Source organism: Sphingomonas sp. QA11, from assembly GCF_028473665.1.
Taxonomy (GTDB): domain Bacteria; phylum Pseudomonadota; class Alphaproteobacteria; order Sphingomonadales; family Sphingomonadaceae; genus Sphingomonas; species Sphingomonas phytovorans.
In genome coordinates, this window is record NZ_CP098774.1 from 5,499,986 (window position 1) to 5,524,934 (window position 24,949).

Below are 24,949 nucleotides of genomic sequence, written 5' to 3' on the forward strand. Positions count from 1 at the left end.
CCCGGCGAAGGCCAGGGGGAGGGGAGGCGACACGCCGGATCATCCTCCCCCTCAATAGCATCCCGCGTGCGCTGTCGAGAACCGCTCGCTCGCGGGTTCTCTTTATCAGCCCAGCGGCGGCCCCGGCGGCTGTGGGAAGCGAGAACGTGGCCCCTTGCCCCAGGCCGGCGTCGCGGTCTTGGGCGCATTGGCCTTCGGGTCGTCAAGATAATGCGCGATGTCGCGCGCGGTCTGGCGATAGAAGGCGGTGGTCAGCGCATCGGCGCCGGCTTTCGTCTTCAGGGTGGCCGCCAGCGTCGAGAGCTTGTCGAGCACATAGGCCCGCGCCTCGGGCGCGGCGGCGTCGCTGCCGCCGAGGATCATCATGGATTCAAGCGCGACCTGCTGAGCCACCCGGCGCAACGCGCGGTCGGATCCGGTGCCGTCGGCCGGTGCGCTCCAGCTATGCGCGAAGACGGTATCGACCATCTCGGGGAAGGTCAGCGTGTCGGGCTGCCGGGCGGCAAGCGCGATCATGCGGGTCGACTTGGCGGCATCGAACAGCGCCTCAAGCACCATGCCGGCAAGGATGCGCGCCGCGCGAAGCTGGTCGAACACGTCGTCGGTCGACAGGTCCTCCAGATTATTGCCGGGATCTGGGGTGAGCTGCCTCAACAGGGATTCAGGCAGCGCCAGGTTCTTCGGCTCGATCGCCTCCATCAGCAGGCCGAGCGTGTCGCGTTGCAGTTTCACCGGGATGAACTCGGTCGGCGGCAGGGTCTCGCCCTTCACGACGATGTTCTCGTACAGGCCGCCGACATATTTGAGGCCGGATTCGATCGCGTAGCGGTGGTGGAGATAGGCCATCCACAGCCGGACATTGCGCAGCGAGCCGACCGGCTCGTCGGGCTTCAGCATCTGCGGCCCGTAATTGGCGATCATGATCGCGCGGGCGGCCAGGGCCTCGCGCAGATTCTCGGTCGGGGTGGCGCGGTCGTCATACCAGGTCCAGCGCGGATCGGTCTCGGGCACGTAGAGGATGCCCTTGGCGCGCATGTCGGCGATGATCGCGTCGAGCCCGGCCTTTTCCGACGTGGCGGGCAGGGGCGTGTAGGCGTAGCGCACCATATAGGTGTCGTAGGCGCCGATCTGTTTCTGGAAGGATTCGCTCAGGTCGAGCTTGCCGTTCACCACCTTCACCCGCGGCGTGGGATATTCCATCACCGAGGCGCGGTCGTTGAGGCTTGAGGCGAAGTTGTGGCCGAAACCCTGGGCGTGTCCAAGTTCATGCGCGGTGAGCAGCGCCTGGCGCAGCAGCACCATGTCGCGCTGCCCGGCCGGCATCGCCGCCATCCTGTCCTCGCTCAGCAGGCCGGGATCGGCGATGGTGATACCGCTGCCGTCCGCCGGCAAGCCGCCGCTATAGCTGTCCCAATAGTTGCCGACGGTGCGGATGCGGTGCGTGTCCATGCGCACCTTCGATCCGATCACCTCGCCTGTGCGCGGGTCGCGATAGGTGCCGCCCGAGGAGAATCCACGCTCGTCCCGGTTGATCCACAGGACATAGGCATAGCGGATGTCCATCGGGTCCATGTCGGCCGGCGCGTCCAGCGCGACGATTGCGTTGCTGAAGCCAGCTGCCTCATAGGCCTTGTTCCACCACAGCAGCCCCTGCTTCATCGCGTGGCGGATCGGCGCGGGGATGGCGGGGTCGAAATAGATGGTGATCGGCTTCACCGGATCGCTGACCGGCGCCGACGGGTCCTTCTTCTCAAGCCGCCAGCGGGTGATCCAGCTTTCCTCCGGGCTTTCGCTGAACGGCTTCGAATAATCCTGGAAGCGGATCGCGCTGACGCCGATGCGCGGATCGGCCTTGCGCGGGGTATAGCCCGTGGGCGCGCGCAAGAAACTGTGGTGGATGCGCATCGTCATCATGCGCGGATCCGGCGTCACGCCCGTCACCAGCGCGCCCGGATTGTCGGCGACGAAGGTCGCGCTCGTCTCGATCTCGGTATTGTCGGGAAAAGCCTTCATCCGTTTCGGGTAGAAGCTGCTCTTGCCGGCATCGAACTTGAAACTGCCCTGGTTGGCGCGGCGGAGCTGCGATTCCACATTGGCGGCATCGCGCATGAAGAGGGACGTCGCGTCGACGACGACCTTGCCGCCCGCCTCGGATTCGATCGGTAACGCCGCCAGGGTCGAGGTGGGAAAACTGTCCGCGACCCCGTCCGCATGCGCCGCATCTCCGCTGAGCGAACGAAAGCGCAGATTCCGCTCGTTGACCAGCACCTTGCCGCCGACACGGGTGAAGCGGATGACCGCGCTGTCCATCACGCCGCGATCGAACGGGAGCTCGACCGATCCGCCACCGGTCGCGGCGGAGACGTAATACAGCACGTCCTCGTCGAACACCGGGATTTCGAGCAGCACGCGACCCTTCGCCGCGTCGAAATAATAGGGGATGAAGCCGTCGACCCGTGCGGGCAGCGACGCACCCTTTGATGGCGGCTCGGCCGGTCGCGCCATGGCGGACAGGGGCAGGGCGGCCAGACAGATCGCACCTAGTGAGGAAGTAAGCAGCTTCGCCTTGTTCATTGACCTGTCCCCGATGTTTGAAGTGTGCGGGCAGACTTGCACCCCGATGTCACCCCGGACTTGTTCCGGGGGCCACCATGCCGCGAACCTGTTGACCGATGGTTGTGCGGCCCGGTGGATGCCGGAACAAGTCCGCCATGACGGGGAAGGTGCCGAAGGGCTTTTATTTCGTCGCGGTCGCTGGCGGGGAGGCGGGTGCCGGATAGGCGACGCCCATCTGCTCGAGATAGCTGGCATATTTGGCCGGGTCGTAATAGAATTTCTCCATCTGGGGCCGCATCTGCGCCATCAGCTGGGTGTTGAGGTCGATCGCCGGCTTGTCGGCCGCGGTCAGTACCGGATCATATTTCTGGTCCTTCTTCTGGACTGTGTTGAAATAGGTCTTGGCGTCGGCGATCAGCTTCGGCGTCGTCATCAGGTCGAGCACCGTCATCGCCACTGCCTTGGCGCCGGCCACCGCTCCCTTATGCGCGATCGGGGTCGCCATCGCGATCGCCGCCGTCACATTATGGCCGATCGTGCTTGGCACATTGGAGGGGAAGCGGATGGTGATGGTCGGCACCGCCCACATGATGTCGCCGATATCGTCGGAGCCGCCGCCATTGGACTTACCGCGCGTCTCGGGCGTCGAGAGCGGATCAACACTGGTGCCGAGCGGCTGGATCTTCAGGCCGTTGGTTTCCTGGATCGCCTTGGCGAACGCTTGGTCCTCCGGGCTCCATTTCGGCATGCCGACCGCCTTGATGTTGAGATAGGCTGCCTCGGCCATCGGCTTGTTGGCGAAATTGGGCGCGGCATAGCCGAGCACGCGCCGCGTGACAGTGGTGCCCGTCGCCATCGCCGCCGCCTGGGAGATGGTGTTGCCCGTCTCGTAGAGCTGGCGGATCGAATCGAAGGTCTGCTCGCGGAAATAATACCAGACCGCCGCCTCGCCCGGCACGACGTTCGGCTGCCCGCCGCCATTGGTGATGACGTAATGCGAGCGCTGGGTGAGCGGCAGGTGCTCGCGGCGCATGTTCCATGCCATGTCCATCACCTCGACCGCGTCGAGCGCGCTGCGGCCTGCCCAGGGCGCGCCCGCCGCATGCGCGGTCTTGCCGTGGAAGCTGTATTCGACCGAGACCATGCCGTTGTTGCCGAGATCGCCGTAACCGGTGCCGAAGCCATTGCCGACATGAGTGAAGATCGAAGCATCGACATCCTTGAACAGGCCTTCGCGGACATAATAGGCCTTGGTCGCGAGCAACTCCTCGGCGACGCCCGGCCACAGCATCAGGCGGCCCTTGATGCCGTGCTTGATCATGACGTCCCTGGCGGCGATCGCCGCGGCGACGATCAGCGGCATGCCGCTATTATGGCCTTCGCCATGCCCCGGCGCGCCCGGGACCTGGGGCGTGATCTTGGGCGTGCCCGGCATCTGCGACAGGCCGAGCAGCCCGTCGATATCGCTGCCCAGCGCGATCAGCGGGCCACCCTCGCCCCAGGTCGCGGTGAAGGCGGTGGGAATGCCCGCCACGCCGCGCGTGACCTTGAAGCCTTCCTTTTCGAGGATGCCGGTGATGTATTCGGAGGTCTTGAACTCCTGGAAGCCCGGTTCGGCGAAGCTGTAGATGGAATCGACCATCTGCTGCACCAGCCTGGCATGGGCATCGACATTGGCGATCGCCTCAGCCTTCAGCGCCGGCTTGGCCTGGGCGTTGGCGGCGGTGGGAACGTAAAGCGCGGTGGACAGCAAGGCGACCGTCAATCCAACCATCTTCTTCATTGGGATTCTCCTGATCTTTTCTGGTCTTGGGGTTTAGAAATCGAAGCGGACGCCGACCCGGAACACGCGGCCCAGGACATCGTAGAGGTTGCGGTTGGTCTGCGGATAGGCAGGCGTGTTGTTACCGGTCGGGCCGTTGCCCACCAGCACCGGATCGGTATCGAGCAGGTTCTTGATCGACAGGAACGCGGTCGTCTTCGCGCCGGCGATCTCGAAGCTGTGATTGACCTGGAGGTCGAGGTAGATCGCGCCGGCGATATCGTTGCGGTTCACCGTGCGGTTCGCGACGGTGGAGACCGGGCAATCGGTGCTGCAGACGATATAACTGTTGTCGTACACGCCGCCGCTGACACCGCGCCCAACGATCTGGAAGCCCCAGGGCCCGACATCGTATCCGGCCGTCAGGCGATAGGTCCAGTCGGGCAGGCTGCCCGAATTCTGGCCGGCCGCCTCGGTCGGCACGTCGATGCCATTGTCGGTATAGAGGCTGATATTCTTGGTCACCAGCGCGCGAAGCGTCAGCGCGCCCGGGCCGATCGGCTTGCGATAACTCGCCTCGAAATCGATGCCCTTCGCCTCGATCCCGACGAAGTTGGTCGGTTTCAGCTCGATGCTGGTGATGACCAGGCCCGGCGTCGTGACGCCGCGACCGCCCGTGGTCGAGACGGCGGCGCAGGCGGCTGCGTTGCTCTGCTCATAGCATTGGGTCACCAGCGTCTGCGCGGTGATGGTGTTGATCGCGCCGCTCAGCTTGATCTGGAAATAATCGACCGAGAAGGCGAGGCCGGGGATGAAGCCGGGCGTGAAGATCGCGCCGACGCCATAGGTCCGGGCGATTTCGGGGTTGAGGGCGGGGTTGCCGACGGTGGACTCGTTGAACTGGTCGGCGCGCTGGCCGCCGCCGGCCAATGGCACGTTGACGGTATTGGTGCGGCCGGTGCCCGGCGCGAACAGCTCGCCCAGGTTCGGCGCGCGGATGTCTCGGGAAATGGTGCCGCGGAACTTGACGTCGCTGATCGGCTGCCAGGTCACGCCGGCCTTCCAGGTGGTGACGGTGCCGGAGGTCGAATAGTCGGTCAGGCGGAAGGCGCCGTTGAAGTCGGCGCCCTTGAACAGCGGTATGATGGTTTCGAGATAGGCTTCCTTCACATTGTATTTGCCGAATGTGGGCAGATAGTTGCCGTAGATCCAGGTGCCGCTGGTCACGCCATTGGCGACGCGCGGCTGGAACAGCGGGTCGACCGAGCCTGAAACCGATTCCTGGCGCCATTCGCCGCCGAAGCCGAGCGAGATGGGGCCTGCCCAGATATCGACCAGATTGTTGGTGAAGAAGTTGAGCGCCGCGACATCCTGTTTCAGCGTCTGCTTCCGCAGCGGCTGAAGGCCGCCATAGAGCACATAGGCAAGCGCCTCGGGCGAAACGCCGCCGATGCCGATGCGGTTGATCGGCACGCAGCCATTGTTGACATTGGCGGCGGTCAGGCGGGAACGGCAGACGATGGTGCCCGCCGCGATGCCCGATGCGTTGCCGGCGGGCGCGACCACCGCATCGGTCGCAAGCGCCATGCGATCGATATTCCACGCATTGGTCAGCAGTTCGTTGGTCTTGGTGATTCCCTTCTGGTAATAGGCGTCCCAGTGCCAGTTGCGGTCGAACAGGCCGAAATCGCCGCTCGCGCCCACCACATAGCGAAACACCTCGCGGGTATTGTCGCTGCCTTGCGGCGGGATGCCGATATTGCTGGTGCCGATCTGCGCCGTGGTGACGGGGGTGTTGCCCGGCGTCGCGTTATAGGCGTTGACCTGGTTGAGGAAGCTGGCCGGCAGATAGGCGTTGACCAGCCCGCCATTGGCGGTGGACGGCGCGATCTGGATGGTGACGCCGGTTGTGGGCGTCTGCTGGTAATAGCTCTGGCCCTGGTATCGGCTGTACGCGAACTGCCCGTAGATCTCGATGGCTGGCGAGAATTCGTAGCTGATGCGGCCGAACGCGCTCTTGCGGTCCTCCGACGGGAGCAGCGTCGCGCTGCTGACATGGCCCTCGCGCCCGATCAGATAATCGCCCCCGACCATCCACTGGCCGTTGGACGGGCCGAACACGAAATTATTGGTGGTCGCCTTGCCGGTGGCCGGATTGATCTGGCCGAAATAGACGCCCCTGAACGGCCCGGTGCTGATCAGGCCTCCTTCGGTGAACTGGCCGGTGCCGATGCCGCCCTGGATCAGGCGCGAGGGATAGCAGATCGTCGCGGGATTGGTGTCGGAACAGGCGGCCGCGCTATAGGCCGGGTTGTCGATCTGGAAGAAACCGGCGTCGTTCCAGTCGCGGTCGATCGTATGGATGCCCTTCTGGGTGAAATATTCGCCGCTGACCAGGACATGGCCCTTGCCGCCGGCGAAGGGCGCGCCGCCCGTCAGCGTGAACTTGTGGTTCGGGCCGTCGCTATAGGTGGTGACGCCATATTCGTAGCTGCCCTTGATGCCGGTATATTTCTTGTCGAGGATGAAGTTGATGACGCCCGACACGGCGTCCGAGCCATAGGCCGAGGACGCGCCGCCGGTCACCACTTCGACCCGTTCGATCAGCGCCTGGGGGAAGGTGTTGACGTCGACCACGCCGCTGGTGGCCGCCGCGACCGAGCGCTGGCCGTCGAACAGCACCAGGGTGCGCTGCGAGCCGAGGTTGCGCAAATTGACCGACGCGACGCCGGCCAGGCCATTGCTGAGCGAGCCGTTCGAATTGGCCGCGGTCGAGCTGCCGCGCACCGAAGGAAGCGTGTTGACGAAGTCGGCGACGTTGGCGGGCGCCTCCGCCTGCAATTCCTTGCTACTGATCACGCTGACCGGGGTGGGGGCGTTATAGCCGTCGCGCACGATGCGCGATCCGGTGACGGTGATCTCGTCTTGCGGCGTCTCGCCTCCGGCGGGCTGATCCTCGGGGGCCAGATCGGCCGGGATTGCATCGCTGGCGGCGGTGGGTGCCTTGTCCTCGACGCTCGCCATCATCACCGGGGCCGTCTGTGCACCGGCGATGCCGGGCATCGCGGCGGCGACCAAGGCCAGGATTCCGGCGGTCGACAGGTTGTGCCGTCTGAAAAACCGGCGGTCTAAAGACGTACTTGTGCTGAATAGAATTGTCATGGTCGCCCCCGATTATTGTTACTCCCCGGGCAACCTCTCCCTTCTTCCTGTTCCTTTGGAACATTGTTCTTTCACGCACCCGTTGCTGGCTGATATATTTAACGCGCACTTCACCTGTGGCGCCGACATGGTGCGTCGGCGCCCGGTTCGTGTCTCGCATTCTGAATTCTCCCGACGGGGTAACTCTCTTTGGAACTACCCCGGCGCAAGATTAGCAGAGTTTAGTTGGGGGATGTCGCTATTTTCACGCGTAGAATTACATCGTTTGCGTGGAATCTTTCAAAGACATCGGATGAAGCGCAGATTTCGGGCGCTGCTCGACGTCAGCTAGCCCGATTTCCACATTGCAACCGGATTCGGTCCGAATCGGTGGAACGGCCTATGCCGGGCCGGCCAGCAGCACTGGCGGAACCGAGCGTTGCGCCACTTCGCGCATCACGAAGCTGCTGCGGATCTTGGCGACGTGTGGCAGCATGGAAAGCTCGCTGCGATAGACCCGGTCGTAATCCTCGAACGATTTCACATGGACGATCATCAGAAAGTCGACATTGCCCGAGACGAAGCTGCAATAGGACATTGACGGGCACTTCACGACCGCCGTCTCGAACTCCATCAGCACGTTCTCGGCCTGGGAACGAAGTTCGATCATCACGATCACGACGATGCCGAAGCCAAGCCGCGCCATGTCCAGATCGGCTGAATAGCCGCGCACCGCGCCGCGCTCCTCCAGGATCTTGCGGCGCCGGGCAACCGCCGTGCTCGACAGATGGACCCGCTCGCTCAGTGCCACATCCGAGGCGCGCCCGTCGCTCGCCAGCTCGCGGAGGATCCGATAGTCGATCGCATCGATATCGCCGATGCCCAAATCGTTCATGCCCTGTCCCCTTTACGCATCAATCGATCGATTGTGCGTTGCAACATGATTGGAAGCAACAAGGATGGCAACGTGCCCGGCAGATTCTATCTTGTGAAAGCGATCGACGGTTACCGCGCGATGGCTGTCCAGGCAATGGCTGATGCTGCGGCGCGGCGAGCAATGTCGAGCGGCAGCATCCCGGACGGTACGGCCCGGGCGGAGGCGATCGTCATGTCGGGCGACCGCGGCACGGATAGGGGATCGGTATAGTCGTCGGTGACGATCACCTGCGCGCCGAGGCTGATGATCGAGAACAGCTTCCTGGCAAAGGCGACCGGCAGGCGCACGCATCCGTGAGAGGCGGGGTAACCGGGATTCCTGCCGGCATGCAGCGCGATCCCGTCCCAGGTGAGGCGCAGCATGAAGGGCATGGGTGCGTTCGAATAGATGTTGGAACGATGGTCCGCATCCTTTTCGAGGATGGTGAAGGCGCCCACCGGGGTGTCGAAGCCGGGCGCGCCGCTGGAAATCGGCGAAAGGCCGATCAGCGCATCGCCGCGATAGACATAGGCACGCTGGAGCGGGATGCTGACCAGGATGCGGATGTCACCCGTGCCGCCGGTGTCGTTCCAGAGGAACTGGCCGGGTCCGAGCGCCGCGGCGACGTCCATGGTGAATGTCGCGCCCTCCGCGGCACGGGCGGGCGTCGCGGTCCAGGCAAGGAGGAACATCGCGGCGAGAGACCAGGTCGAACTCCGGGACAGGACCATGCGCACCTCGTTGTCGATCGTGGTTGTCGATCGGGCCGCCCATCTTGGCACCTGAGCGGCCGAATGGTTAATATGTGCCGCAACTTTATCCGGGAATCGAGGGCCAAATCTGCTATCCCGGCCCCCACGGACGGTCGAGGCTTGCCAGTGCGATATGGGCCAATGCTTGATGGGGACTGGGTGCCGTCGCGGCGCGCGGTCCTGCGCAACGGCGCGGGTGTCGCCGCTTCGCTGGCCGCGTCATTCGTGCTGCCGGACTTCCCTGGCAACGCCGCCATGGCGCAGGATTTCCCGCCGATCAGCGCGCCTTGCAAAATGCCCCCAGCCTTGCTTGGCCAGGCGCTGGTCGCGCTCGACCGGCATCGCCATCGGATCGAGTTTGCTGACCGTATCGCCATCGCCGACTTCAGCGCGCCGTCCTTCCAGCCACGCCTCTATCTGGTCGATCTGCGTAACGGGGCGACCGTCAGCTTCCTCGTGGCGCACGGCAAGGGGTCTGACCCCGATCATAGCGGATGGGTGCGGCGATTCTCGAACGACGAGGGGTCGCTTGCCTCATCGGAGGGGGCCTTCCTGACATCGGACTATTATACCGGTGACCACGGCGTTTCTCAGCGTCTGATCGGCCTGGATCTCACCAACAATAACGCGGAAAGCCGCGCCATCGTCATTCATTGCGCCCGGTACGCCAATCCGGACATCCTGCTGAGTCAGCCGGTGCTTGGTCGCAGCGACGGCTGCTTCGTCGTGGGCGAGGCGGAAATCGACCTCCTGTTCGACCGGCTCGGGCCCGGGCGAATGCTCTTCTCCGCGAAGGTCTAGCGCGGCGTCACCGCCGTCGCGTGGCCAGCGTTGCTCAGGCGGGAAGGGTAGCGAAGGGGCGGCGACGCGGCCCCGCGATCCGGAAGCTGTCGCCCACGCCGCGCTGTTCGGCGCGCAGGCGAAGCTTCTCCGCCAGAACCCTGCCGACAAGCTCGTGATCGGCTCGGAAATAGATGGTGCCGTTCATTGTCAGTCTCCGTTTACCTGGCCTTGGACTCCTCTCGAGTCAGGTGCTTGATCGTATTTCCTGCACACCTCGACGTAGAACACCGCAGATTCGCGATTGTTCCGCGCTTCGTCGCAATCCGGGCCAACCGTATTTTTGTCGGCGTCGGGAGAAAACCGACAGGGGTGAAGGCGCCCGGCGATCCATTCGTGCCGCTATCGAAACGATTCTTCGATGCGGATGGCGATATCGCCGGGGGCGGTCCGAATCGTCAAAAGCCACGACCATCGTAAAATAAATTTCCGCCCGGAATCTGGCTGATTCCGGACCTATTCGTTCAAATCGAACGAGATAGAACCAAAGTGGCGTTGACCGGGCCGGGATATGTGTCTCATATCGGGACAGTATTCCGGGGGGGAATTATGACTGGCTTGGTGGAAGCCGCGACTGCGATTCTCAGCGCGTCCGAAAGACGCCTTGCTGCAGTTTCGGCAAATATATCCAACGTTTCTACGCCGGGCTACAAGCGTCAGATCAGTTTCGCCTCGCTCGTCTCGCGGGATCGGGCCGATATGATTGGCGGGCTCGTGATGCGGCTCAGGCCGGATCTCGCTCAGGGCAAGATGGTCGATACCGGCAATCCGCTCGACATCGCGATCAGCGGCGACGGCTTCTTCAAGCTGCGGGACGGCAATGCGATGGTCTATTCGCGCCAGGGCCAGTTCCAGCTCGGCGCCAACGGCGCTGTCGTCACGCCGCAGGGCCAAGTGCTGCAACAGGCGGGCGGCGGCGATCTGGTGCTTGAGCATGCCGGCGTCGAGATTCTTGCCGACGGCACGGTGCTTGATGGCGACCGGCCGGTCGCACGGGTCGGCGTGTTCCAGGCGAGTGCCGGCGCGATCGAGGCGATCGATGGCTCGCTGTTCAGGCTCGGCACGGGCGAGGCCGAAGAAGTAGCCGACCCGCTGGTGCGCCAGGGCATGACCGAGGCGTCGAACGTCTCGGTCGGCGACGAGATGGTGACGATGATGGCGGCGCTGCGTCAGGCGGAAAGCGGCGCCCGGCTGGTGCAGACTTATGACGATCTGCTCGGTCGCGCGATCACGACGTTCGGGCAGAGCGGGCGATGAACGGCGCCTTCTATATCAGCTCGGTGGGGCTTCAGTCGCAGCAGCGCGCGCTGGATGTCATCGCCGGCAATATCGCCAATGTGAACACGCCCGCGTTCAAGCGGTCGCAGGTGCGTTTCTCCGAAGTGCTGGCGATGCGCAGCGACCCGGATGTGCCGCGCGCTGACCTCGACAACACGGCGCTGGCTACGTCGGGCGTGCGGGCCGATTCGGTCGCGATGATGAACGAGCCCGGCACGATGCAGGTCACCGGATCGAGCATGGACGTCGCGATCGAAGGGCAGGGCTTCATCGAGCTGATGGGGCCGAATGGCCAGACGCTGCTATGGCGCGGCGGCACGATGAAGGTCGGCGAGGACGGGTTGCTCTCCGCCGTCAACGGCATGGCGCTGAAGGCGGCCATCACCATCCCCGACGACACGTCGGCGATCACCATCGCAGCCGATGGCGTGGTGCGCGCCCGGACCGGCGAGGCAAGCCCGGTGGAGGTCGGGCAGATCGCGCTGGTCAAGGTCTCCGATCCGGCGATGCTGCAGCAACTCGACGGTGGGCTGTACCGGGCGAATGACGGCGCGCGCCTGGTCGATGCACAGGCCGGCGAGGACGGCACCGGCATGCTGGTGCAGGGATCGATCGAGCGGTCGAACGTCGAGATGACGACCGAGATGGTGCAGCTGATGCTGGTGCAGCGCGCCTATGCGGCGAATGCGCAGCTCATCCAGGCCGCCGATCAGCTCATGTCGATCGCCAACAGCCTGCGTCGATAAGGCTGCTCGCATGATTGCCGCCATCCTGCTCGCCGCCGGAGCCCCGACGATCACCGCCGCCGCTGAAGTAGCGGTGGCTGGTCGCCAGGTGCTGATCGGCGATGTGGTGACCGGATCGATGCTCGACGCCCGGACACGGGCCCGCGTCGTGGCGACCCTGCCGCGCGATGGGGCGTCGGTGACGATTTCCCGGCAAGGGCTCGCACGTCTGGTCAGGCGCAGCCTGCCTGGCGCGGAGATGGCAGGGCCGGACGGTGAGATCGTCCTCCGCTCGATCGCGCCGGCCCCTGTCGCCGGTACGTGCTTCGTGCTGGCGGCTCCCGTAGCGAAGGGTGAGGCAATTACGCCGGATCTGGTCTCGGCGGCATCGTGCGGTGAAAGCCGCCCGGGCTCAGTCGGTTTCGATCGCGCGGCCGGTGGGGCCGTGGCGCTGGCGGCTCTGCCGGCCGGTACCCGTCTCGGTCACATCCCGCCATTGTCCGCGGCTGGCGTCGGCAAGGGCGCTGCGCTCCGGCTCGTATCGGTCGCAGGCCCGGTCCGGATCGAGCGGCAGGTCACCGCGCTTCAGCCGAGCCGCGGGCGACGCGTCTTCGTGCGCGACGCGGACGGCCGGGTTTTCGCGGCGCCGCTGCACATCGGAGGGACGAAATGACCGGTCGTATTGCCGCGTCAGCCATGCTCGCTGCGCTGACGCTCGCCATGCCGGCCGGGGCCGAGGATCTCTACAAGGGCGGCGGCTGGTCGGCGATGAGCAGCGATCGGCGCGCGAGCCAGATCGGGGACGCGCTGACCGTCGTGGTCTATCAGGCGGCTGAATCGACCAGCACGGCAAAGACGGATTCGTCGAAGAACACCGCGCTCAGCGGCGGGCTCAGGGCGGGGTCGCTCGACGAATCCGGCGCCCTGCGCGTCGGCGGCAGCTATGCCGGCGGCGGCCAGGTGCAGCGCAGCGAGCGCTTCGTCACCCAGATGACGGTGGTGGTGCGGGAGATCCTGCCCAATGGCGATTTCGTCGTCACCGGCGAACAGCGGATGCGCGTGAACGGCGAGACCAGCAATATCGGCGTGCGCGGGCGGGTCCGCCCGGCCGATATCGATAGCGACAACCGTGTCCTTTCAAGCCGCGTCGCCGACGCGGAGATCAACTATGACGGCCAGGGTTTCGTCGCGCGCAGCGCGAAGCCCGGGCTCATCAACAAAGTGTTCCGTTTCCTCGGGCTTGGGTGATTTCCCGTGTTGTGTTTGCTTAGGTTGCTTGCCCTGCTGCTTGTCCCGGTCGCGCTCGGCTCTCCCGCCCTGGCGTCGGCGCAGGAAGTGTCGTTGCGAGGTCTCGGCCGGTTCGACGGCTGGCGGGAGAATGCGCTGATCGGCTACGGCCTCGTCACCGGCCTTGCCGGATCGGGCGACACGCGGCGCAGCGCGGTGACGCGGCAGGCGCTGCGCAACGTGCTCAACCGGCTCGGCACCACCGTGACCGACGACCAGATCAGCAGCCGCAACGTCGCGGTGGTGATGGTCATCGGCACCTTGCCTGCGTCCGCCAATGTCGGCGATCGGATCGACGTCACGGTGTCCTCTATCGGCGATGCGCGCAGCCTTGCCGGCGGGACGTTGCTGATGACGCCGATGCTCGGCCCCGACCAGCACCCCTATGCGCTGGCGCAGGGTGCCCTGGTCGCTGGCGGCTACAGTTTCGAAAGCGATCTCAACCAGCAGCAGCGCAATTATCCGACCACCGCCATGCTGCAGGGTGGTGCCACGGTCGAGACCGCGGTCAACGCGACGATCCTGCGCAGCGACGGCCAGCTCTCTTTCCTGCTCAGCGACCCGAGTTTCGGCACCGCGCAGCGTATCGCCGAAACGGTCAACAACCGCTTCGGCTTCGGTTCGGCGATCGCGAAAAGCGCTGATGAAGTGAAGATCCGCTACGCCGGGGACCCCGCCCAGCTCACCAATTTCCTCGCTCAGATCGAGGCGCTGTCGGTTCGGCCGGATCGCGCGCCCCGCGTCGTGGTCAACGAGCGTACCGGCACGATCGTGGCCGGCGGGGATGTGATGATCTCGAGCGTCGCGATCTCCCAGGGTGATATCAAGGTAACGATCAAGGCGGAGAACATCGCGTCGCAGCCGAATTTCTATTCCGGCTTCGCCAGCGACGTGCGGAGCCTGATCGTCACCAACACCAAGCTCGATGTCGACGATTCAGTCGGGGATACCGTGGTCAGCTTCCCCAACACGACTGTTTCCGATCTGGTCCAGGGCCTGTCGCGGGCCCGGGTCAATACGCGCCGGATGATCAGCATCCTGCAAGCCATCAAGACCGCGGGCGCGCTGCACGCGGACATCATCGTTCAATAAGGGGCCTGGAGCGTGGACGCCATTTCCTCCGTCATCATCAACAAGGCGCTCGACGGGCTGTCGATGCGTGCTCTCGCCACGGCGCAGAACATCGCCGGGGCCAGCTCGCGCGGTTTCCGTCCGGTGGAGGTCAATTTCGAGGACAGCCTCAAGGCGGCCGCGGCGAAGGGGCCGGAGGCAGTGCGCGACCTCGTCCTGACGATGAAGCCGTCGGCGATCACCGGCATCGGCGACGAGGCACGGCTCGATCTGGAACTCGCCACCGCGTCGGAAACGTCGCTGCGCTACGGCGCGCTGCTCGACATGCTCGGGCGCCAGATGTCGATCGCACGCACCGTCGTGCGCGGGGGGCAGTAATCATGGACGCAATGCAGATCAGCCGCACCGGGCTCGACGTCGAATGGCAGCGGCTTCAGGTAATCGCGCAGAACCTCGCCAATGTGAATACCAGCCGCACCGCATCGGGCCAGCCGTTCCGCGCCATGCGGCTGGTGTCAGCCCCCAAGGAGGGTTTCGCCGCGGTCGTGGCCGGCAAGACTCAGGCGGCGAAGCCGAAGGGCGTGCAGGTGACGGGTCTCGAGCCGATGCCCGGCGGGTTGCGCCGGGTCTATGAACCGAACGATCCGCAGGCCGACGCGCAAGGCTATGTCAGCTATCCGGCGATCGACCATGCCGGCGAGATGACGCTGCTGATCAAGACGTCGCGCGCCTATGAGGCGAACCTCACCGCGATGAACATCGCGCACCAGATGTACAGCCGCGCGCTCGAACTGGGGCGTCAGTCGTGACCGGGGTCGAGGGCATCGCGGCGACGACCGCGCTTTCCACCGATCCGATCGCCCTGCGGCTCGGCGCGATGCCGCAGGTGCAGCAGCCCTCCGGCTCCGGCTTCGGCGACATCCTGACCGCAGGCATGAAGCAGGTCGAAAGCAAGCTCGCCACCGCCGACGATCTGGTCCGCCAGTTCGCGCTCGACGATTCAGTGCCGGTGCACAAGGTGACCTATGCGCTCGAGGAAGCGCGGCTGTCGGTCGAGCTTGCGATGCAGGTCCGCACCCGGCTGGTCGAGACGTATCGCGAACTTATGAACATGCAGCTCTGATTCGATGGCCATCGAGACTGCCACCCCACGGGCCTTCACCAACCAGCGGCGCATCGCCGTGGTGGCGTTCGTGGCGATCTGCCTTGCGCTGTTCGCCGGCTATTATCTGTTCCTGCGCACCGATTATGTCGTGCTCTACACCGGATTGAAGCAGAGCGACGCATCGGTGATCGTGGCCGAGCTCAAGGCGAAGGGCGTGTCGCACCGGCTGCGCGACAATGGCACCACCATCCTGGTGCCCACGACCCAGGCCGACGATGTGCGCCTGTCAGTCGCCGGGTCGGATATCCCGATGAAGGGGGCGGTCGGGTTCGAGCTGTTCAACAAGTCCGACATGGGGCTGACCGACTTCGCGCAGAAGATCAATTATCAGCGCGCGCTGCAGGGCGAACTCGCCCGCACGATCATGATGATGGAAGGGGTGGAAAGCGCCCGGGTTCATCTCGCCATCCCCGAACGCTCGCTGTTCCGGGGCAATCGCAGCACGCCCAAGGCGGCGATCGAAGTGATCGCGAAACCGGGCCAGCAGCTGACGGCGGAGCGCGTTGCTGGAATCCAGCAACTCGTCGCCTCGGCGGTGCCGGATCTGCCGCTTGGCGAAGTCGTGGTGCTCGACGGGGACGGTCATATCGTCAGCCAGGCGCCGACGTCGCAGGCGATCGCGTCGCCTGAGGTCGAGGAACAGGTTGCCGCGCAGAATTATTACAGCGCCCGTGCCAAGGCGGCGATGGCGGGCGTGCTGCCGGGGCTGAATGTCGGCGTGCGTACGCTGGTGCTGGGTGGCGGGGATGCCGGTACGATCGGGACCGCGCCGGGCAGCACGTCAGCACCGGGCGCACGCAATTTCCGGTTGCGCGTCACTGTGCTGACGCTGTCGCCACTGGAAGCAGGCGATCAGGATCGTGGGCGTGCCGCCGTTGCCGCGGCAATCGGCCTTGACGAAGCCATCGGCGACAGCCTCTCGTTCGAAGTCGGGCCGATCACGGCGCCGGCGGCGGCGCCCCAGCCGGTCCTCCCGGCGGCGGCGCCGGCAACTGTGGTCGATCCGGTGACGCCGGTCACGGCGCTCGATTTTGGCGGACTGTTCAGCTGGTGGTCGCTTGCGCTGGCCGCGCTCGTGGCGACGGCCGCGGTGATCCTGGTCGTGCGCAATCGCCAGGGTGCCTTGTCGGTGGAGGACCGTGACGCCTTTGTCGGGCGCCTGCGCGCGCAGCTTGCCGGCGATCGGGGTGACGATGGCCGCTGACAGCCTGATCGCCCTGGCCGCTGAGCTCGACGCGATGTCGCATGGCGCGCGGCGTGCGATCCTGCGCGCGTTGACACCGTCCGAACGCGCCGCGCTCGACCGGCGGCTCGCGGCCGAGACCGATGCCGCAGTGGCCTATGCGCCGCCCGAGGCCGCCAGTGGATATTCGGTCTGGATCGCCGAGCGGATCGATATCGCCCGCACCACCACCGGCCATGCCGTCGCGGGGAACATGACGAGCGCCGCGCGTCAGGCGTTGCTCCAGGCAGTCGGGGGCGGATCGAACCGTCCGGCGCAGCGGCCCGCGCTGGTGCCGCCGGGCACCTCTGGTCGCTCGCTGCTCGATGCGGTCGGCGGGTTGCTTGGCCCGCGCAAGGCGCGGCCATGATCATCAAGTCCGGCAGCGACGACGGCAGCGTGAAATCCTTTTCCGGTGCGCCCGCGGTTGCGCCCGCCGTACCCGCGCCTCGCGTCGCGGCACCGGTGAAGTCGGCCACCGAACTGGCGCTGGATGACGCGCATGAGGAAATCGCCGCGCTGCAGGGAGCGCTGCTCGCGGCGCGCGAAACCGCCGCTGCCGCGGAGCGCGTCGCGCGGGACGAGGGGTATCGCGAGGGTCTTGATGCCGCGACCAGCGACAGCGAAAGCCTCGCCGCCGATATCCGCGACGCCGCGGATGCCGCCCGTGCCGCATGGGACGAACGCTTGGCCGGGCTAGATGCCCTTGCCCTGATGGTCGCGCGAGCCTCGCTCGCGCGGATGTTCGGCGATGACGCCGACATGGCGGATCTGGTGACGCTGGCGATTCAGCATCGCATCGCCGCCCTGCGCGCCGAAAGCGTGGTCGCGATGCGTGTCAGCGGGGTGGATTTTGCCGGCGATGCGCTCGATCTGCTGCGGCAACAGGCCGGCGGGACCGAGATCATCGTCGACAAGCTGTTGCCGAGCGGCGAGTGCCGCATCGACCTGCAACTCGGCCATGTCGCCTGCGGGCCGGTCACGCAGTGGCGGGAACTCGACGCCTTTCTCGCCGGTCTGGCGAGCGGGTCGTGAAGACGCACGCCTTCCTTCAACGCATCGCCGAGGCGGATTTCGCGCAGCCCTATGGCCATGTGCGCAAGGTCGCCTCGGGACTGGTCGAAGCGAGCGGCCCCGCCGCGGCGCTGGGCGATCTGTGCGAGATCGAATGCGACGGCGACGGCAGCACCCATTGGACCCCGGCGGAGATCGCCGCGGTCGATACCGACCGGGTCGTGCTGATCCCGCTCGAATCCGGTGCCGGCATCCGCCTGGATGCGCGGGTCGTCGCCCGGCCGCGCCACCGCCAGGTGTCGGTCGGCGACGGTTTCGCGGGGCGGGCGGTCGATGCCCTTGGTCGTCCGATCGACGGCGGTGCGGCGATCGTCGCCGATGCCGGCATGCCGCTGGCCGGCAGCGTGCCCAGGCCGATGGATCGCGCCGACCCGTCGCGCGTGCTGGACACCGGGCTGCGCGCGATCGACGGGCTGCTCACGCTGGGGGAGGGGCAGCGCATCGGCATCTTCGCCGCGTCCGGCGTTGGCAAGACCAGCCTGATGGAACAGCTCGCGACGCAGACGGAGGGCGATCGCTGCATCCTCTGCCTGGTCGGCGAACGCGGGCGTGAGGTCGAGGCGATGTGGCGCCTGCTTTCGGCCCGCAAGGATGCCGCGCGTTTCACCCTGGTCGCGGCGACATCCGACGAGAGCGCGGCGTTGCGTGTCCGGTCGGTGCAATATGCGCTGTGCCTCGCAGACTATTGGCGCGCGCGCGGCGAGCATGTCGTGCTGATGATCGATTCAGTCACGCGCATGGCGATGGCGCTGCGCGAGATCGGCCTTGCCGCCGGAGCCCCGCCGACGGTGCGCGCTTATACGCCCAACGTCTTCACTGCCTTGCCACGCATCGTCGAACGCTGCGGCGCGATGCGCAGCGGCGGCGCGATCACCGCGATCATGACGGTGTTGAGCGAGACCGACGATGTCGACGATCCGATCGTCGAGCTGATGAAGTCGTTGCTTGACGGACACATCGTCCTGTCCCGGACCCTTGCCGAGCAGGGCCATTTCCCGGCGATCGATATCGCCCGCAGCATCAGCCGCCAGTCCGAGCGGCTGGTCTCGAAAGAACAGGCCGGCGCCATGCGCGAGGCGACGGCCATGCTTTCCGCCTATGAGGAAGCCCGGGTGATGATCGAAAGCGGTGTCTACAAGAACGGCACCAACGCCAATGTCGACCGCGCCATCGCGGCGCGGGCGGATCTCGCCGCTTTCCTGCGGCAGCCGCGGACTGAACGCACTGCCTATGCCGAGGTGGTGCAGCGCTTGCGGCAGGTGGTCGACCGGGTCCGCGCGCATGGCTAGGCAAGTCGATCCACGCCAGGTCGCGAAGCTGGTCGCGGTGCAGCATGTCCGCCGCGCCGCCGCCGATTCAGCTCTCGCCGCGGCGCGCGAGGCCGAGGCGGAGGCGTTGAGCGCGCAGCAATCGGCGCGGGAGGCGGCGGACAGCGCGCGCGACGACTGGTTCGCGCATCTCGCCGAGCCCGGTTTCGCGCCCGACTATGCGCGGGGACTCGCTGGTCGCCTCACGCAGCGCGAGGGGCTCGCTGAAGAGGCGGACACCCGTCACCGTCTGTCGGCTGATCTCCATGTCCGGCGGCAGGACGACTGGCGCTCGGCCGAGGCGCGCGTTCAGCTGACCGAGGCGCAGCACGAGGCAGCGCGGCGCGACGCCGCACGCCGTCGCGAGGAAAAGCGGCTCGACGCGTTGTCGGACCGAGTCACGTATAATTGGATGATACGATGACCGTCAGCATTGGACCGCGTGCCGCCGGGCAGCAACGCGTCGCACCTCCGACACCTCCGGTACCGGAAGCGCCGCGCTCGAATTCTTCCTTCGATGACCTGCTTGGCGGGCTGGGCGCCCGGTTCGTGGCGGATTTTGGCGGTGCCGCATCCGGAGGCGATGAGGATGCTGGCGTCGGGGGCCATGCCGACATGTTCAACGCCGACGGCTTCTTCCAGGGGGCGACGGCCCTACCGGGGCAAGCGAAGGTCGAGGACCCATCCGCTGATAGCGTCGAGCCGGCCCCCGCGGTGGATGGTGCCGAGGCGATCGTCGCTGCCGCCGATCCGGTGGTGCCAGCGGCCGTTCCCGTCATTCAATCCGTGCCATCGCCCGGCCTCGCGGCGGCGTCCCAGCCCAGGCCCATGCCGGGCACGGCATCAATGATTTCAGGCAAGGCCATCGTCCCCATACCGCCTGAATTCTTGGCCGTGCCAGCCGTAGCGCCTCCGCCCGAACACATCGTTGCAATGCCGTCGTCCTTTGACACCTCGCCTGCCGCTGCACCGGACATCGGCGCCCCTTCTGGCCGTGGTCTGCTCGCAAGGCTTTTCGCAACGCGCGGCGCGGCGCTTTCCGCCCGCGTCGCCGTGCGGGAGGTCGAACAGGGCCTGCAGATTTCAATGCAGATCGGCGAGCTGGAACCGGCCGACCGCTTGAAATTGCGCGACCGCGTCGTTGCGCTGCTGTCGCGGCACGGGCTGGCGGCGAAGGATATCATGATCAACGGTGACAGCCGGGGTACCCGCGCGGGTACGCCCGGCACCGGAACGGGAGGACAATGACATGCAGGTGAACCCTGTCGGATCGGGATCGAACAATGTCGTGGGTGGCGCAGCGCCATCGGCGCAGCAGGCGGCGACGTCCGCCTTCGGCCTTAGCTTCGACGCGCTGCTCAAGATCATCCTGACCCAGCTGACCTATCAGGATCCGCTGAAGCCGATGGACAATTTCCAGTTCGTCTCCCAGCTCGCGCAATTCTCGCAGATCCAGATCGGCCAGACGACCAACGACCGGCTCGAAACGCTGGTCACGGCGCAAGGCAATTCGCAGGCTGCGGGGTTGCTGGGGCGGCGCGTCGATATCGGCGCCAACGCCTCGCTCGTCACCGGCAAGGTCACCGCGATCAAGTTCGAGAATGGCGATCCCCGCATCACGATCCTGACCGCCGATGGCCGGACGATCAGCAACATCTCCATCGGCAGCATCACGCAAATCCGCGAAGGGAGCTAAGCAATGTTCGGGTCGATCTATATCGGGCTCAGCGGCCTGAACGCCTATTCCAAGGGGCTTCAGCAGGTCAGCAACAACGTGTCCAACCTGAATTCGCAGGGATTCAAGTCGTCGACCGTCTCGTTCGAGGACGTGGTCGGGATTCGGGGGAATGGCGGCCTGTCCTATGCGTCGAGCGGGGGCTCGGGCGGCCATGGCGTGACCAATGCCGGCACGCGGATCGATCTCAAGCAGGGCGAGTTGCGGCAGACCGAACGCGACCTCGATCTGTCGGTCGATGGCGCCGGATTCCTGATGCTGCTGCGCGGGGAGGAGGTGGCCTATACCCGCACGGGCAGTTTCCAGGTCGGCAAGGACGGCTTCATCATGCTGACCGGTACCGAGTACCGGCTTGCGATGCTCGACGCATCGGGACGCCCGGTCAGCGTGTCGGTCGACACGTCGAGCACCAGCGTGCCCAAGGCGACCACCAAGATCACTTTCTCGGACAATCTTTCTTCCGACCAGACGACCTTCAGCGTGAACGACGTCAAGGTCGTCGACAAGAACGGTGTCCAGCGTCTCTGGCAGGTCAAGCTTGATCGCAGCGCCACCACCACCGGCGAGTGGACGGTGACGGTCAGGGATGGCAGCACCGATCCGGTCGGTACGGCCACGCTGAAATTCATCAACGGCATCGTCGATCCGAGCACCGCGAAGCTGACCATCACCGATACCCGCAACAACAGTCAGGCGGTCGTACTTGATTTCACCACGGTGACGTCCTTTTCCGGCGGTACGACGCAGTCTTTGCGCGCGGCGTCGGTCGACGGGTATAAACTCGGTACGATTACCTCGGTGTCGGTCAACGAGAAGGGTGAGCTCGAGGTCGGCTATTCGAACGAGCAGAAGGTGCAGCTGGGCGCCATCGCGCTCGCGGATTTCCGCGATCCGCAGGCATTGAAGCAGAAGAGCGGCGGGCTGTTCACCGACGGCGGCAATGCGGGGCGGCAGTTGCTGACCAGCACAGACGATCGCGTCGGCACGGTGCTCTCGCGCCGGCTCGAGGCGTCGAATGTCGATCTATCGCGCGAATTCGGCGATCTCATCCTCATCCAGCGCGGTTTCCAGGCCTCGTCGCAGATCATCAGCGTCACCAACGATATGATCCAGCAACTGTTCGGCATCCGCGGACAGGGCTGACGTTTTAGGAAATTCCTGTGCAGCGTACCCCTATTTCCTGGCTGCCGCCCGGCGCGCTCGATCGATCGGCGATCGACGAGGGCCTTGCCGACATGGCGCGGCAATGGTCGTCGAAATGGTTCGCGCGGTCGACCGTGCGGCCGCTCGATGTGGTTGCCCCGCTGGCGACTCTCGCCGGCGAGGCGCAGTGGCTGATGCTCGACAATGATCTTGCCATCGCCGTTCAACCGGGTGCGCGTGCCGCGCTCGCCCGGCTGATGCTCGGGGCGCCCGCCGGTGCCGAAGCGGCTACCGACGGCGATGCCCGGATCGTCGCCGACCTGTCCTCCGCGTGTCTCGACGACCTGTGTCGCCGCGTGGCGCAGGCCTTCCGCCTGCCCGCCGAGGCGCGCTGGACACCGCTCGACGGGGATGGGGTGCCGGAGATCGGGCAGCCGCGGGGGTGCGGCCTCGGCGTCGATTCGCGCGCGCTGCTGCGCATCGTCGCCAGTACCGATCTGATGATCGCGCTGGTCAAGGCAGGCCTGCCGCCGACACCCAGAACCGCCACGCTGCCGCCGCTCGCCGCAGGTCTCGTCGCACAGGAGGTCTCGTTGTCAGCGCTGATCGGGCGCTGTGCCCTGACGCTCGCCGATTTTGCCGACCTGAGCGAGGGCGACGTGCTGGTATTCGATACCGCGCTCGATGCGCCGCTCGGGCTCATGCTGGGCGGCGGCGCAGCACCGGCTGGCCGATGTACCGTCGAACGTTCGGGCGACCGGCTCGACCTCCATCTCCTCGATTCCCTCAACAGGTAGTTTCATCACGTGACAGAGCAGAAGATCAAACCCGGCACGGCCGCGGTGCAAACGAGTCCCCAGAGCGCAGGCCCTGCAACGGCGCCGGATGCGGTGCGCAAGATCGACACCAGGCTGCTCGAAGCAGTCGAGGTGTCGCTTGAGGGTTTCCTCGGCAATGCCCGGATCACCGTCGGCGATCTCACCGCGCTGAAGCAGGGCTCGGTCGTCGCGCTCGACGCTGCGCTCAATTCGGCGGTCGAGCTTCGTCTCAACGGTTCGGCCGTGGCGCGGGGCGAGCTCGTGGCGGTGGGCGACAAGTTCGCAGTCAGGCTGACCGAAATCGCATCGTGATGCCACGCACGTTCCGGCGATGCGTCGCCCTTGCCCTGCTCCTCCTTCCCGCGGTCGCCCTGGCGCAGGAGGCTGCGCGCCCGCGTCTCGGCGGCGGCGGCGCGATCGACATCTCGCTCGGACGGATCATCATTTCGCTCATCTTCTGCATCATCATCGCCATCCTGGCGATCCTCCTGATCCGGCAGCGCAGCGGCAAGATGGACCTTGCCGCCCTGTTCGCCCGCATCGAGCCGCGCGCGGGGGCGATCAGAGTGGTGGAGACGCGTCGCCTCAGCCCGCATGCCGACATTTGCGTCGTGGAGCATCGCGAGACCGAATATCTCCTGGTCGTGCAGCAGGGCAGCGTGCAGGTGCTGCGCGAAGGCCCGGTCGACGAGAAACCGTCCGCATGAGGCGCGCCGCATTCATCGTCCTTGCCGGCATCGCCTTGCTCGCGGCGACGCCTGCCGTGGCGGCCACCAAGGGTCTCGGCCTGTCGTCCGACGTGGTGCGCACCGCGCTGATCCTGACCTTGCTCGCGGTGATCCCGTCGATCCTGATCTGCATGACGAGCTTCGTCCGCATCGTGGTGGTGCTGTCGATGGTGCGCCACGCCTTCGGCATGCCGGAGACGCCGCCCAACCCGGTCCTGGTCAGCCTGGCGCTGTTCCTCACTGCCTTCACCATGGCGCCGACGCTTGGCGCGCTCAACACCGGCGCAATCCAGCCGCTACTCTCCAACCGGATCACCGTCGAACAGGCGATGGCCAACGGCACCGCGCCGCTGCGCGATTTCATGCTCGCCCAGACGCGCGATTCGGACATCGAGGCGATCTATGCCATCGCCCATGCGACGCCGCCCGAACGGCCCGATCAGGTCGACATCCTGAAGCTCGCGCCGGCGTTCATGCTCAACGAACTGCGCGTGTCGTTCACGATCGGGTTCGTCATCCTGCTGCCGTTCCTGCTGATCGACCTCGTGGTCTCGGCGATCCTGCTTGCTCTCGGCATGATGATGGTGCCGCCGGCGACCATATCGCTGCCGATCAAATTGCTCATGTTCGTGCTGATCGACGGCTGGAGCCTCATCATTCAGGGGGTGCTCGGCAGTTTCAAATGATGCAGGCGCGCGACAGTTCGGGGCTTGAGCTCGTCGTCGATCCGCACCGGGTGGAGGCGTCGCTGTGGCGACGTTTCCGCTTCGAGGACGATGCGCGCTGCCGCGAGACGCTGTTCAACCGCTATTTCGCGCTCGCCCGCACGATCGCCGGGCGCCTGTTCCGCCAGCGCAATGCCCGGCCCGCTGATCGCGGCGATTTCGATCAGTTCGCCTGCGAAGGTTTGCTGCACGCGCTCGACAGCTACGATCCGCTGCGCGGCGTGCCGTTCAGCGCTTTCGCTCGACGCCGCATCTCCGGGAATATCGCCGACGGCATTGCCGCGCTGAGCGAGATCGGCGCGCAATCCAGCCACCGGAACCGCGTCGAGCAGGAGCGGTTGCGCTCGATCGTGCGGGAGGATAGCGATGCGCTCGTCGCCTTGTCCGATCTCGCCGTCGGCATCGCGCTTGGTCTGATGCTCGAAGGTACCGGGCTGATCGGCAACGAACAGTCGCCGGATCCCCGGCCCAATGGCTATGACAGCCTGGCCTGGCGCGAGACTCAGGCGATGCTGGTGGCGGAGGTCGGCCGCCTGCCTGACAGCGAGGCAGTCGTGATTCGCCAGCATTACGACCATGGCCTGCCTTTTGCGCAAGTCGCGCACTTGATGGGGATCAGCCGGGGGCGGGTATCGCAGCTTCACCGCGCCGCGCTGGACCGGCTGCGCAAGCGTATGAGATCGATCGAATGAGTGAGGTGAAGA

Annotated in this window: 28 protein-coding genes; 22 read left to right on the forward strand and 6 right to left on the reverse strand. The window is 65.8% G+C overall.

Features of this window, described 5'->3' with window-relative positions; translation table 11 throughout:
- Positions 1-105: 105 nt before the first annotated feature.
- From NDN01_RS25505 to NDN01_RS25525, 5 genes are all read right to left on the reverse strand, one after another.
- Entirely contained in the window at positions 106-2,574 is a 2,469-nt protein-coding gene (locus NDN01_RS25505; RefSeq protein WP_272625023.1) for a DUF5117 domain-containing protein, read from the reverse strand.
- Positions 2,575-2,737: 163 nt separating this feature from the next.
- Positions 2,738-4,330, reverse strand: a complete 1,593-nt coding sequence (locus NDN01_RS25510; RefSeq protein WP_443025269.1) for an amidohydrolase — start codon at positions 4,328-4,330, stop codon at positions 2,738-2,740.
- Positions 4,331-4,372: 42 nt separating this feature from the next.
- Positions 4,373-7,480: a TonB-dependent receptor plug domain-containing protein gene (locus NDN01_RS25515; RefSeq protein ID WP_272625025.1), complete on the reverse strand. Its 3,108-nt coding sequence runs from the start codon at positions 7,478-7,480 to the stop codon at positions 4,373-4,375.
- A 379-nt stretch (positions 7,481-7,859) separates the two neighbouring features.
- Entirely contained in the window at positions 7,860-8,354 is a 495-nt protein-coding gene (locus NDN01_RS25520) for an Lrp/AsnC family transcriptional regulator (protein ID WP_272625026.1), read from the reverse strand.
- Between the two features lie 110 nt (positions 8,355-8,464).
- Positions 8,465-9,106, reverse strand: coding sequence for a L,D-transpeptidase family protein (locus NDN01_RS25525; protein WP_272625027.1), 642 nt, complete (start codon positions 9,104-9,106; stop codon positions 8,465-8,467).
- Between the two features lie 162 nt (positions 9,107-9,268).
- Between NDN01_RS25525 and NDN01_RS25530 the strand changes: the two genes are divergently transcribed.
- Positions 9,269-9,928 (forward strand): murein L,D-transpeptidase catalytic domain family protein, encoded by a 660-nt coding sequence (locus NDN01_RS25530; RefSeq protein WP_272625028.1) that lies wholly within the window; start codon positions 9,269-9,271, stop codon positions 9,926-9,928.
- A gap of 34 nt (positions 9,929-9,962) precedes the next feature.
- On the opposite strand, the gene NDN01_RS25535 is transcribed toward NDN01_RS25530, so the two are convergent.
- Positions 9,963-10,115 carry a hypothetical protein gene (locus NDN01_RS25535; protein ID WP_272625029.1) on the reverse strand — a complete coding sequence of 51 codons (153 nt, stop codon included), beginning with the start codon at positions 10,113-10,115 and terminating at the stop codon, positions 9,963-9,965.
- A 401-nt stretch (positions 10,116-10,516) separates the two neighbouring features.
- Here NDN01_RS25535 and NDN01_RS25540 point away from each other — a divergent pair, with 401 nt between their 5' ends.
- The 21 genes from NDN01_RS25540 to NDN01_RS25640 all read left to right on the forward strand — a co-directional run bounded on the left by NDN01_RS25540 (position 10,517) and on the right by NDN01_RS25640 (position 24,937).
- A complete protein-coding gene (locus tag NDN01_RS25540; RefSeq protein ID WP_272625030.1) occupies positions 10,517-11,224 on the forward strand; it encodes a flagellar hook-basal body protein in 708 nt (235 codons plus the stop codon).
- Positions 11,221-11,991 (forward strand): flagellar hook-basal body protein, encoded by a 771-nt coding sequence (locus NDN01_RS25545; protein WP_272625031.1) that lies wholly within the window; start codon positions 11,221-11,223, stop codon positions 11,989-11,991. Before NDN01_RS25540 ends, NDN01_RS25545 begins: the two co-directional genes overlap by 4 nt.
- Before the next feature lie 10 nt (positions 11,992-12,001).
- Positions 12,002-12,643 carry a hypothetical protein gene (locus NDN01_RS25550; RefSeq protein WP_272625032.1) on the forward strand — a complete coding sequence of 214 codons (642 nt, stop codon included), beginning with the start codon at positions 12,002-12,004 and terminating at the stop codon, positions 12,641-12,643.
- On the forward strand, positions 12,640-13,218 hold the full coding sequence (locus NDN01_RS25555) for a flagellar basal body L-ring protein FlgH (RefSeq protein ID WP_272625033.1): 579 nt from the start codon (positions 12,640-12,642) through the stop codon (positions 13,216-13,218). The genes NDN01_RS25550 and NDN01_RS25555 overlap by 4 nt, the downstream gene beginning before the upstream one ends.
- Positions 13,219-13,224: 6 nt before the next feature.
- Positions 13,225-14,349, forward strand: a complete 1,125-nt coding sequence (gene flgI, locus NDN01_RS25560) for a flagellar basal body P-ring protein FlgI (RefSeq protein WP_272625034.1) — start codon at positions 13,225-13,227, stop codon at positions 14,347-14,349.
- Positions 14,350-14,361: 12 nt separating this feature from the next.
- Positions 14,362-14,706 (forward strand): flagellar basal body rod protein FlgB, encoded by a 345-nt coding sequence (locus NDN01_RS25565; RefSeq protein WP_272625035.1) that lies wholly within the window; start codon positions 14,362-14,364, stop codon positions 14,704-14,706.
- A gap of 2 nt (positions 14,707-14,708) precedes the next feature.
- The gene (flgC, locus tag NDN01_RS25570; RefSeq protein ID WP_272625036.1) at positions 14,709-15,137 is read left to right on the forward strand and encodes a flagellar basal body rod protein FlgC; all 429 of its coding nucleotides are present in this window, start codon (positions 14,709-14,711) and stop codon (positions 15,135-15,137) included.
- Positions 15,134-15,451 carry a flagellar hook-basal body complex protein FliE gene (locus tag NDN01_RS25575; protein WP_272625037.1) on the forward strand — a complete coding sequence of 106 codons (318 nt, stop codon included), beginning with the start codon at positions 15,134-15,136 and terminating at the stop codon, positions 15,449-15,451. Before flgC ends, NDN01_RS25575 begins: the two co-directional genes overlap by 4 nt.
- Positions 15,452-15,455: 4 nt before the next feature.
- On the forward strand, positions 15,456-16,697 hold the full coding sequence (gene fliF, locus NDN01_RS25580; protein WP_272625038.1) for a flagellar basal-body MS-ring/collar protein FliF: 1,242 nt from the start codon (positions 15,456-15,458) through the stop codon (positions 16,695-16,697).
- Positions 16,687-17,085 carry a hypothetical protein gene (locus NDN01_RS25585; RefSeq protein WP_272625039.1) on the forward strand — a complete coding sequence of 133 codons (399 nt, stop codon included), beginning with the start codon at positions 16,687-16,689 and terminating at the stop codon, positions 17,083-17,085. Before fliF ends, NDN01_RS25585 begins: the two co-directional genes overlap by 11 nt.
- The gene (locus tag NDN01_RS25590) at positions 17,082-17,750 is read left to right on the forward strand and encodes a hypothetical protein (RefSeq protein ID WP_272625040.1); all 669 of its coding nucleotides are present in this window, start codon (positions 17,082-17,084) and stop codon (positions 17,748-17,750) included. Before NDN01_RS25585 ends, NDN01_RS25590 begins: the two co-directional genes overlap by 4 nt.
- Entirely contained in the window at positions 17,747-19,078 is a 1,332-nt protein-coding gene (locus tag NDN01_RS25595) for a FliI/YscN family ATPase (RefSeq protein WP_272625041.1), read from the forward strand. The genes NDN01_RS25590 and NDN01_RS25595 overlap by 4 nt, the downstream gene beginning before the upstream one ends.
- A complete protein-coding gene (locus NDN01_RS25600; RefSeq protein ID WP_272625042.1) occupies positions 19,071-19,520 on the forward strand; it encodes a hypothetical protein in 450 nt (149 codons plus the stop codon). The genes NDN01_RS25595 and NDN01_RS25600 overlap by 8 nt, the downstream gene beginning before the upstream one ends.
- A gap of 191 nt (positions 19,521-19,711) precedes the next feature.
- The gene (locus NDN01_RS25605; protein WP_272625043.1) at positions 19,712-20,344 is read left to right on the forward strand and encodes a hypothetical protein; all 633 of its coding nucleotides are present in this window, start codon (positions 19,712-19,714) and stop codon (positions 20,342-20,344) included.
- A gap of 1 nt (position 20,345) precedes the next feature.
- Complete coding sequence (locus NDN01_RS25610) at positions 20,346-20,792, forward strand: flagellar hook assembly protein FlgD (protein ID WP_272625044.1); 447 nt, start codon at positions 20,346-20,348, stop codon at positions 20,790-20,792.
- Between the two features lie 3 nt (positions 20,793-20,795).
- Positions 20,796-21,974 carry a flagellar hook-basal body complex protein gene (locus NDN01_RS25615; RefSeq protein WP_272625045.1) on the forward strand — a complete coding sequence of 393 codons (1,179 nt, stop codon included), beginning with the start codon at positions 20,796-20,798 and terminating at the stop codon, positions 21,972-21,974.
- A 17-nt stretch (positions 21,975-21,991) separates the two neighbouring features.
- A complete protein-coding gene (locus tag NDN01_RS25620) occupies positions 21,992-22,771 on the forward strand; it encodes a FliM/FliN family flagellar motor C-terminal domain-containing protein (protein ID WP_272625046.1) in 780 nt (259 codons plus the stop codon).
- A gap of 9 nt (positions 22,772-22,780) precedes the next feature.
- Complete coding sequence (locus NDN01_RS25625) at positions 22,781-23,104, forward strand: FliM/FliN family flagellar motor switch protein (RefSeq protein ID WP_272625047.1); 324 nt, start codon at positions 22,781-22,783, stop codon at positions 23,102-23,104.
- On the forward strand, positions 23,104-23,499 hold the full coding sequence (locus NDN01_RS25630) for a flagellar biosynthetic protein FliO (RefSeq protein ID WP_272625048.1): 396 nt from the start codon (positions 23,104-23,106) through the stop codon (positions 23,497-23,499). The genes NDN01_RS25625 and NDN01_RS25630 overlap by 1 nt, the downstream gene beginning before the upstream one ends.
- Positions 23,496-24,206: a flagellar type III secretion system pore protein FliP gene (gene fliP / locus NDN01_RS25635; protein WP_272625049.1), complete on the forward strand. Its 711-nt coding sequence runs from the start codon at positions 23,496-23,498 to the stop codon at positions 24,204-24,206. Before NDN01_RS25630 ends, fliP begins: the two co-directional genes overlap by 4 nt.
- A complete protein-coding gene (locus NDN01_RS25640; protein WP_272625050.1) occupies positions 24,203-24,937 on the forward strand; it encodes a sigma-70 family RNA polymerase sigma factor in 735 nt (244 codons plus the stop codon). Before fliP ends, NDN01_RS25640 begins: the two co-directional genes overlap by 4 nt.
- The last annotated feature ends 12 nt before the right edge of the window (positions 24,938-24,949 follow it).

Excerpts from the sequence above, each read along its gene's own strand:
- NDN01_RS25505 (WP_272625023.1), bottom strand. The coding sequence starts at position 2,574 with ATGAACAAGGCGAAGCTGCTTACTTCCTCACTAGGTGCGATCTGTCTG.
- NDN01_RS25535 (WP_272625029.1), bottom strand. The coding sequence starts at position 10,115 with ATGAACGGCACCATCTATTTCCGAGCCGATCACGAGCTTGTCGGCAGG.
- flgC (WP_272625036.1), top strand. The coding sequence starts at position 14,709 with ATGGACGCAATGCAGATCAGCCGCACCGGGCTCGACGTCGAATGGCAG.
- NDN01_RS25600 (WP_272625042.1), top strand. The coding sequence starts at position 19,071 with ATGGCTAGGCAAGTCGATCCACGCCAGGTCGCGAAGCTGGTCGCGGTG.
- NDN01_RS25510 (WP_443025269.1), bottom strand. The coding sequence starts at position 4,330 with ATGGTTGGATTGACGGTCGCCTTGCTGTCCACCGCGCTTTACGTTCCC.
- NDN01_RS25630 (WP_272625048.1), top strand. The coding sequence starts at position 23,104 with ATGCCACGCACGTTCCGGCGATGCGTCGCCCTTGCCCTGCTCCTCCTT.
- NDN01_RS25520 (WP_272625026.1), bottom strand. The coding sequence starts at position 8,354 with ATGAACGATTTGGGCATCGGCGATATCGATGCGATCGACTATCGGATC.
- fliP (WP_272625049.1), top strand. The coding sequence starts at position 23,496 with ATGAGGCGCGCCGCATTCATCGTCCTTGCCGGCATCGCCTTGCTCGCG.
- NDN01_RS25605 (WP_272625043.1), top strand. The coding sequence starts at position 19,712 with ATGTTCAACGCCGACGGCTTCTTCCAGGGGGCGACGGCCCTACCGGGG.
- NDN01_RS25640 (WP_272625050.1), top strand. The coding sequence starts at position 24,203 with ATGATGCAGGCGCGCGACAGTTCGGGGCTTGAGCTCGTCGTCGATCCG.
- NDN01_RS25610 (WP_272625044.1), top strand. The coding sequence starts at position 20,346 with ATGCAGGTGAACCCTGTCGGATCGGGATCGAACAATGTCGTGGGTGGC.
- NDN01_RS25590 (WP_272625040.1), top strand. The coding sequence starts at position 17,082 with ATGATCATCAAGTCCGGCAGCGACGACGGCAGCGTGAAATCCTTTTCC.
- NDN01_RS25530 (WP_272625028.1), top strand. The coding sequence starts at position 9,269 with ATGCTTGATGGGGACTGGGTGCCGTCGCGGCGCGCGGTCCTGCGCAAC.
- NDN01_RS25550 (WP_272625032.1), top strand. The coding sequence starts at position 12,002 with ATGATTGCCGCCATCCTGCTCGCCGCCGGAGCCCCGACGATCACCGCC.
- NDN01_RS25555 (WP_272625033.1), top strand. The coding sequence starts at position 12,640 with ATGACCGGTCGTATTGCCGCGTCAGCCATGCTCGCTGCGCTGACGCTC.
- NDN01_RS25540 (WP_272625030.1), top strand. The coding sequence starts at position 10,517 with ATGACTGGCTTGGTGGAAGCCGCGACTGCGATTCTCAGCGCGTCCGAA.
- NDN01_RS25525 (WP_272625027.1), bottom strand. The coding sequence starts at position 9,106 with ATGGTCCTGTCCCGGAGTTCGACCTGGTCTCTCGCCGCGATGTTCCTC.
- NDN01_RS25545 (WP_272625031.1), top strand. The coding sequence starts at position 11,221 with ATGAACGGCGCCTTCTATATCAGCTCGGTGGGGCTTCAGTCGCAGCAG.
- fliF (WP_272625038.1), top strand. The coding sequence starts at position 15,456 with ATGGCCATCGAGACTGCCACCCCACGGGCCTTCACCAACCAGCGGCGC.
- NDN01_RS25615 (WP_272625045.1), top strand. The coding sequence starts at position 20,796 with ATGTTCGGGTCGATCTATATCGGGCTCAGCGGCCTGAACGCCTATTCC.
- NDN01_RS25515 (WP_272625025.1), bottom strand. The coding sequence starts at position 7,480 with ATGACAATTCTATTCAGCACAAGTACGTCTTTAGACCGCCGGTTTTTC.
- NDN01_RS25585 (WP_272625039.1), top strand. The coding sequence starts at position 16,687 with ATGGCCGCTGACAGCCTGATCGCCCTGGCCGCTGAGCTCGACGCGATG.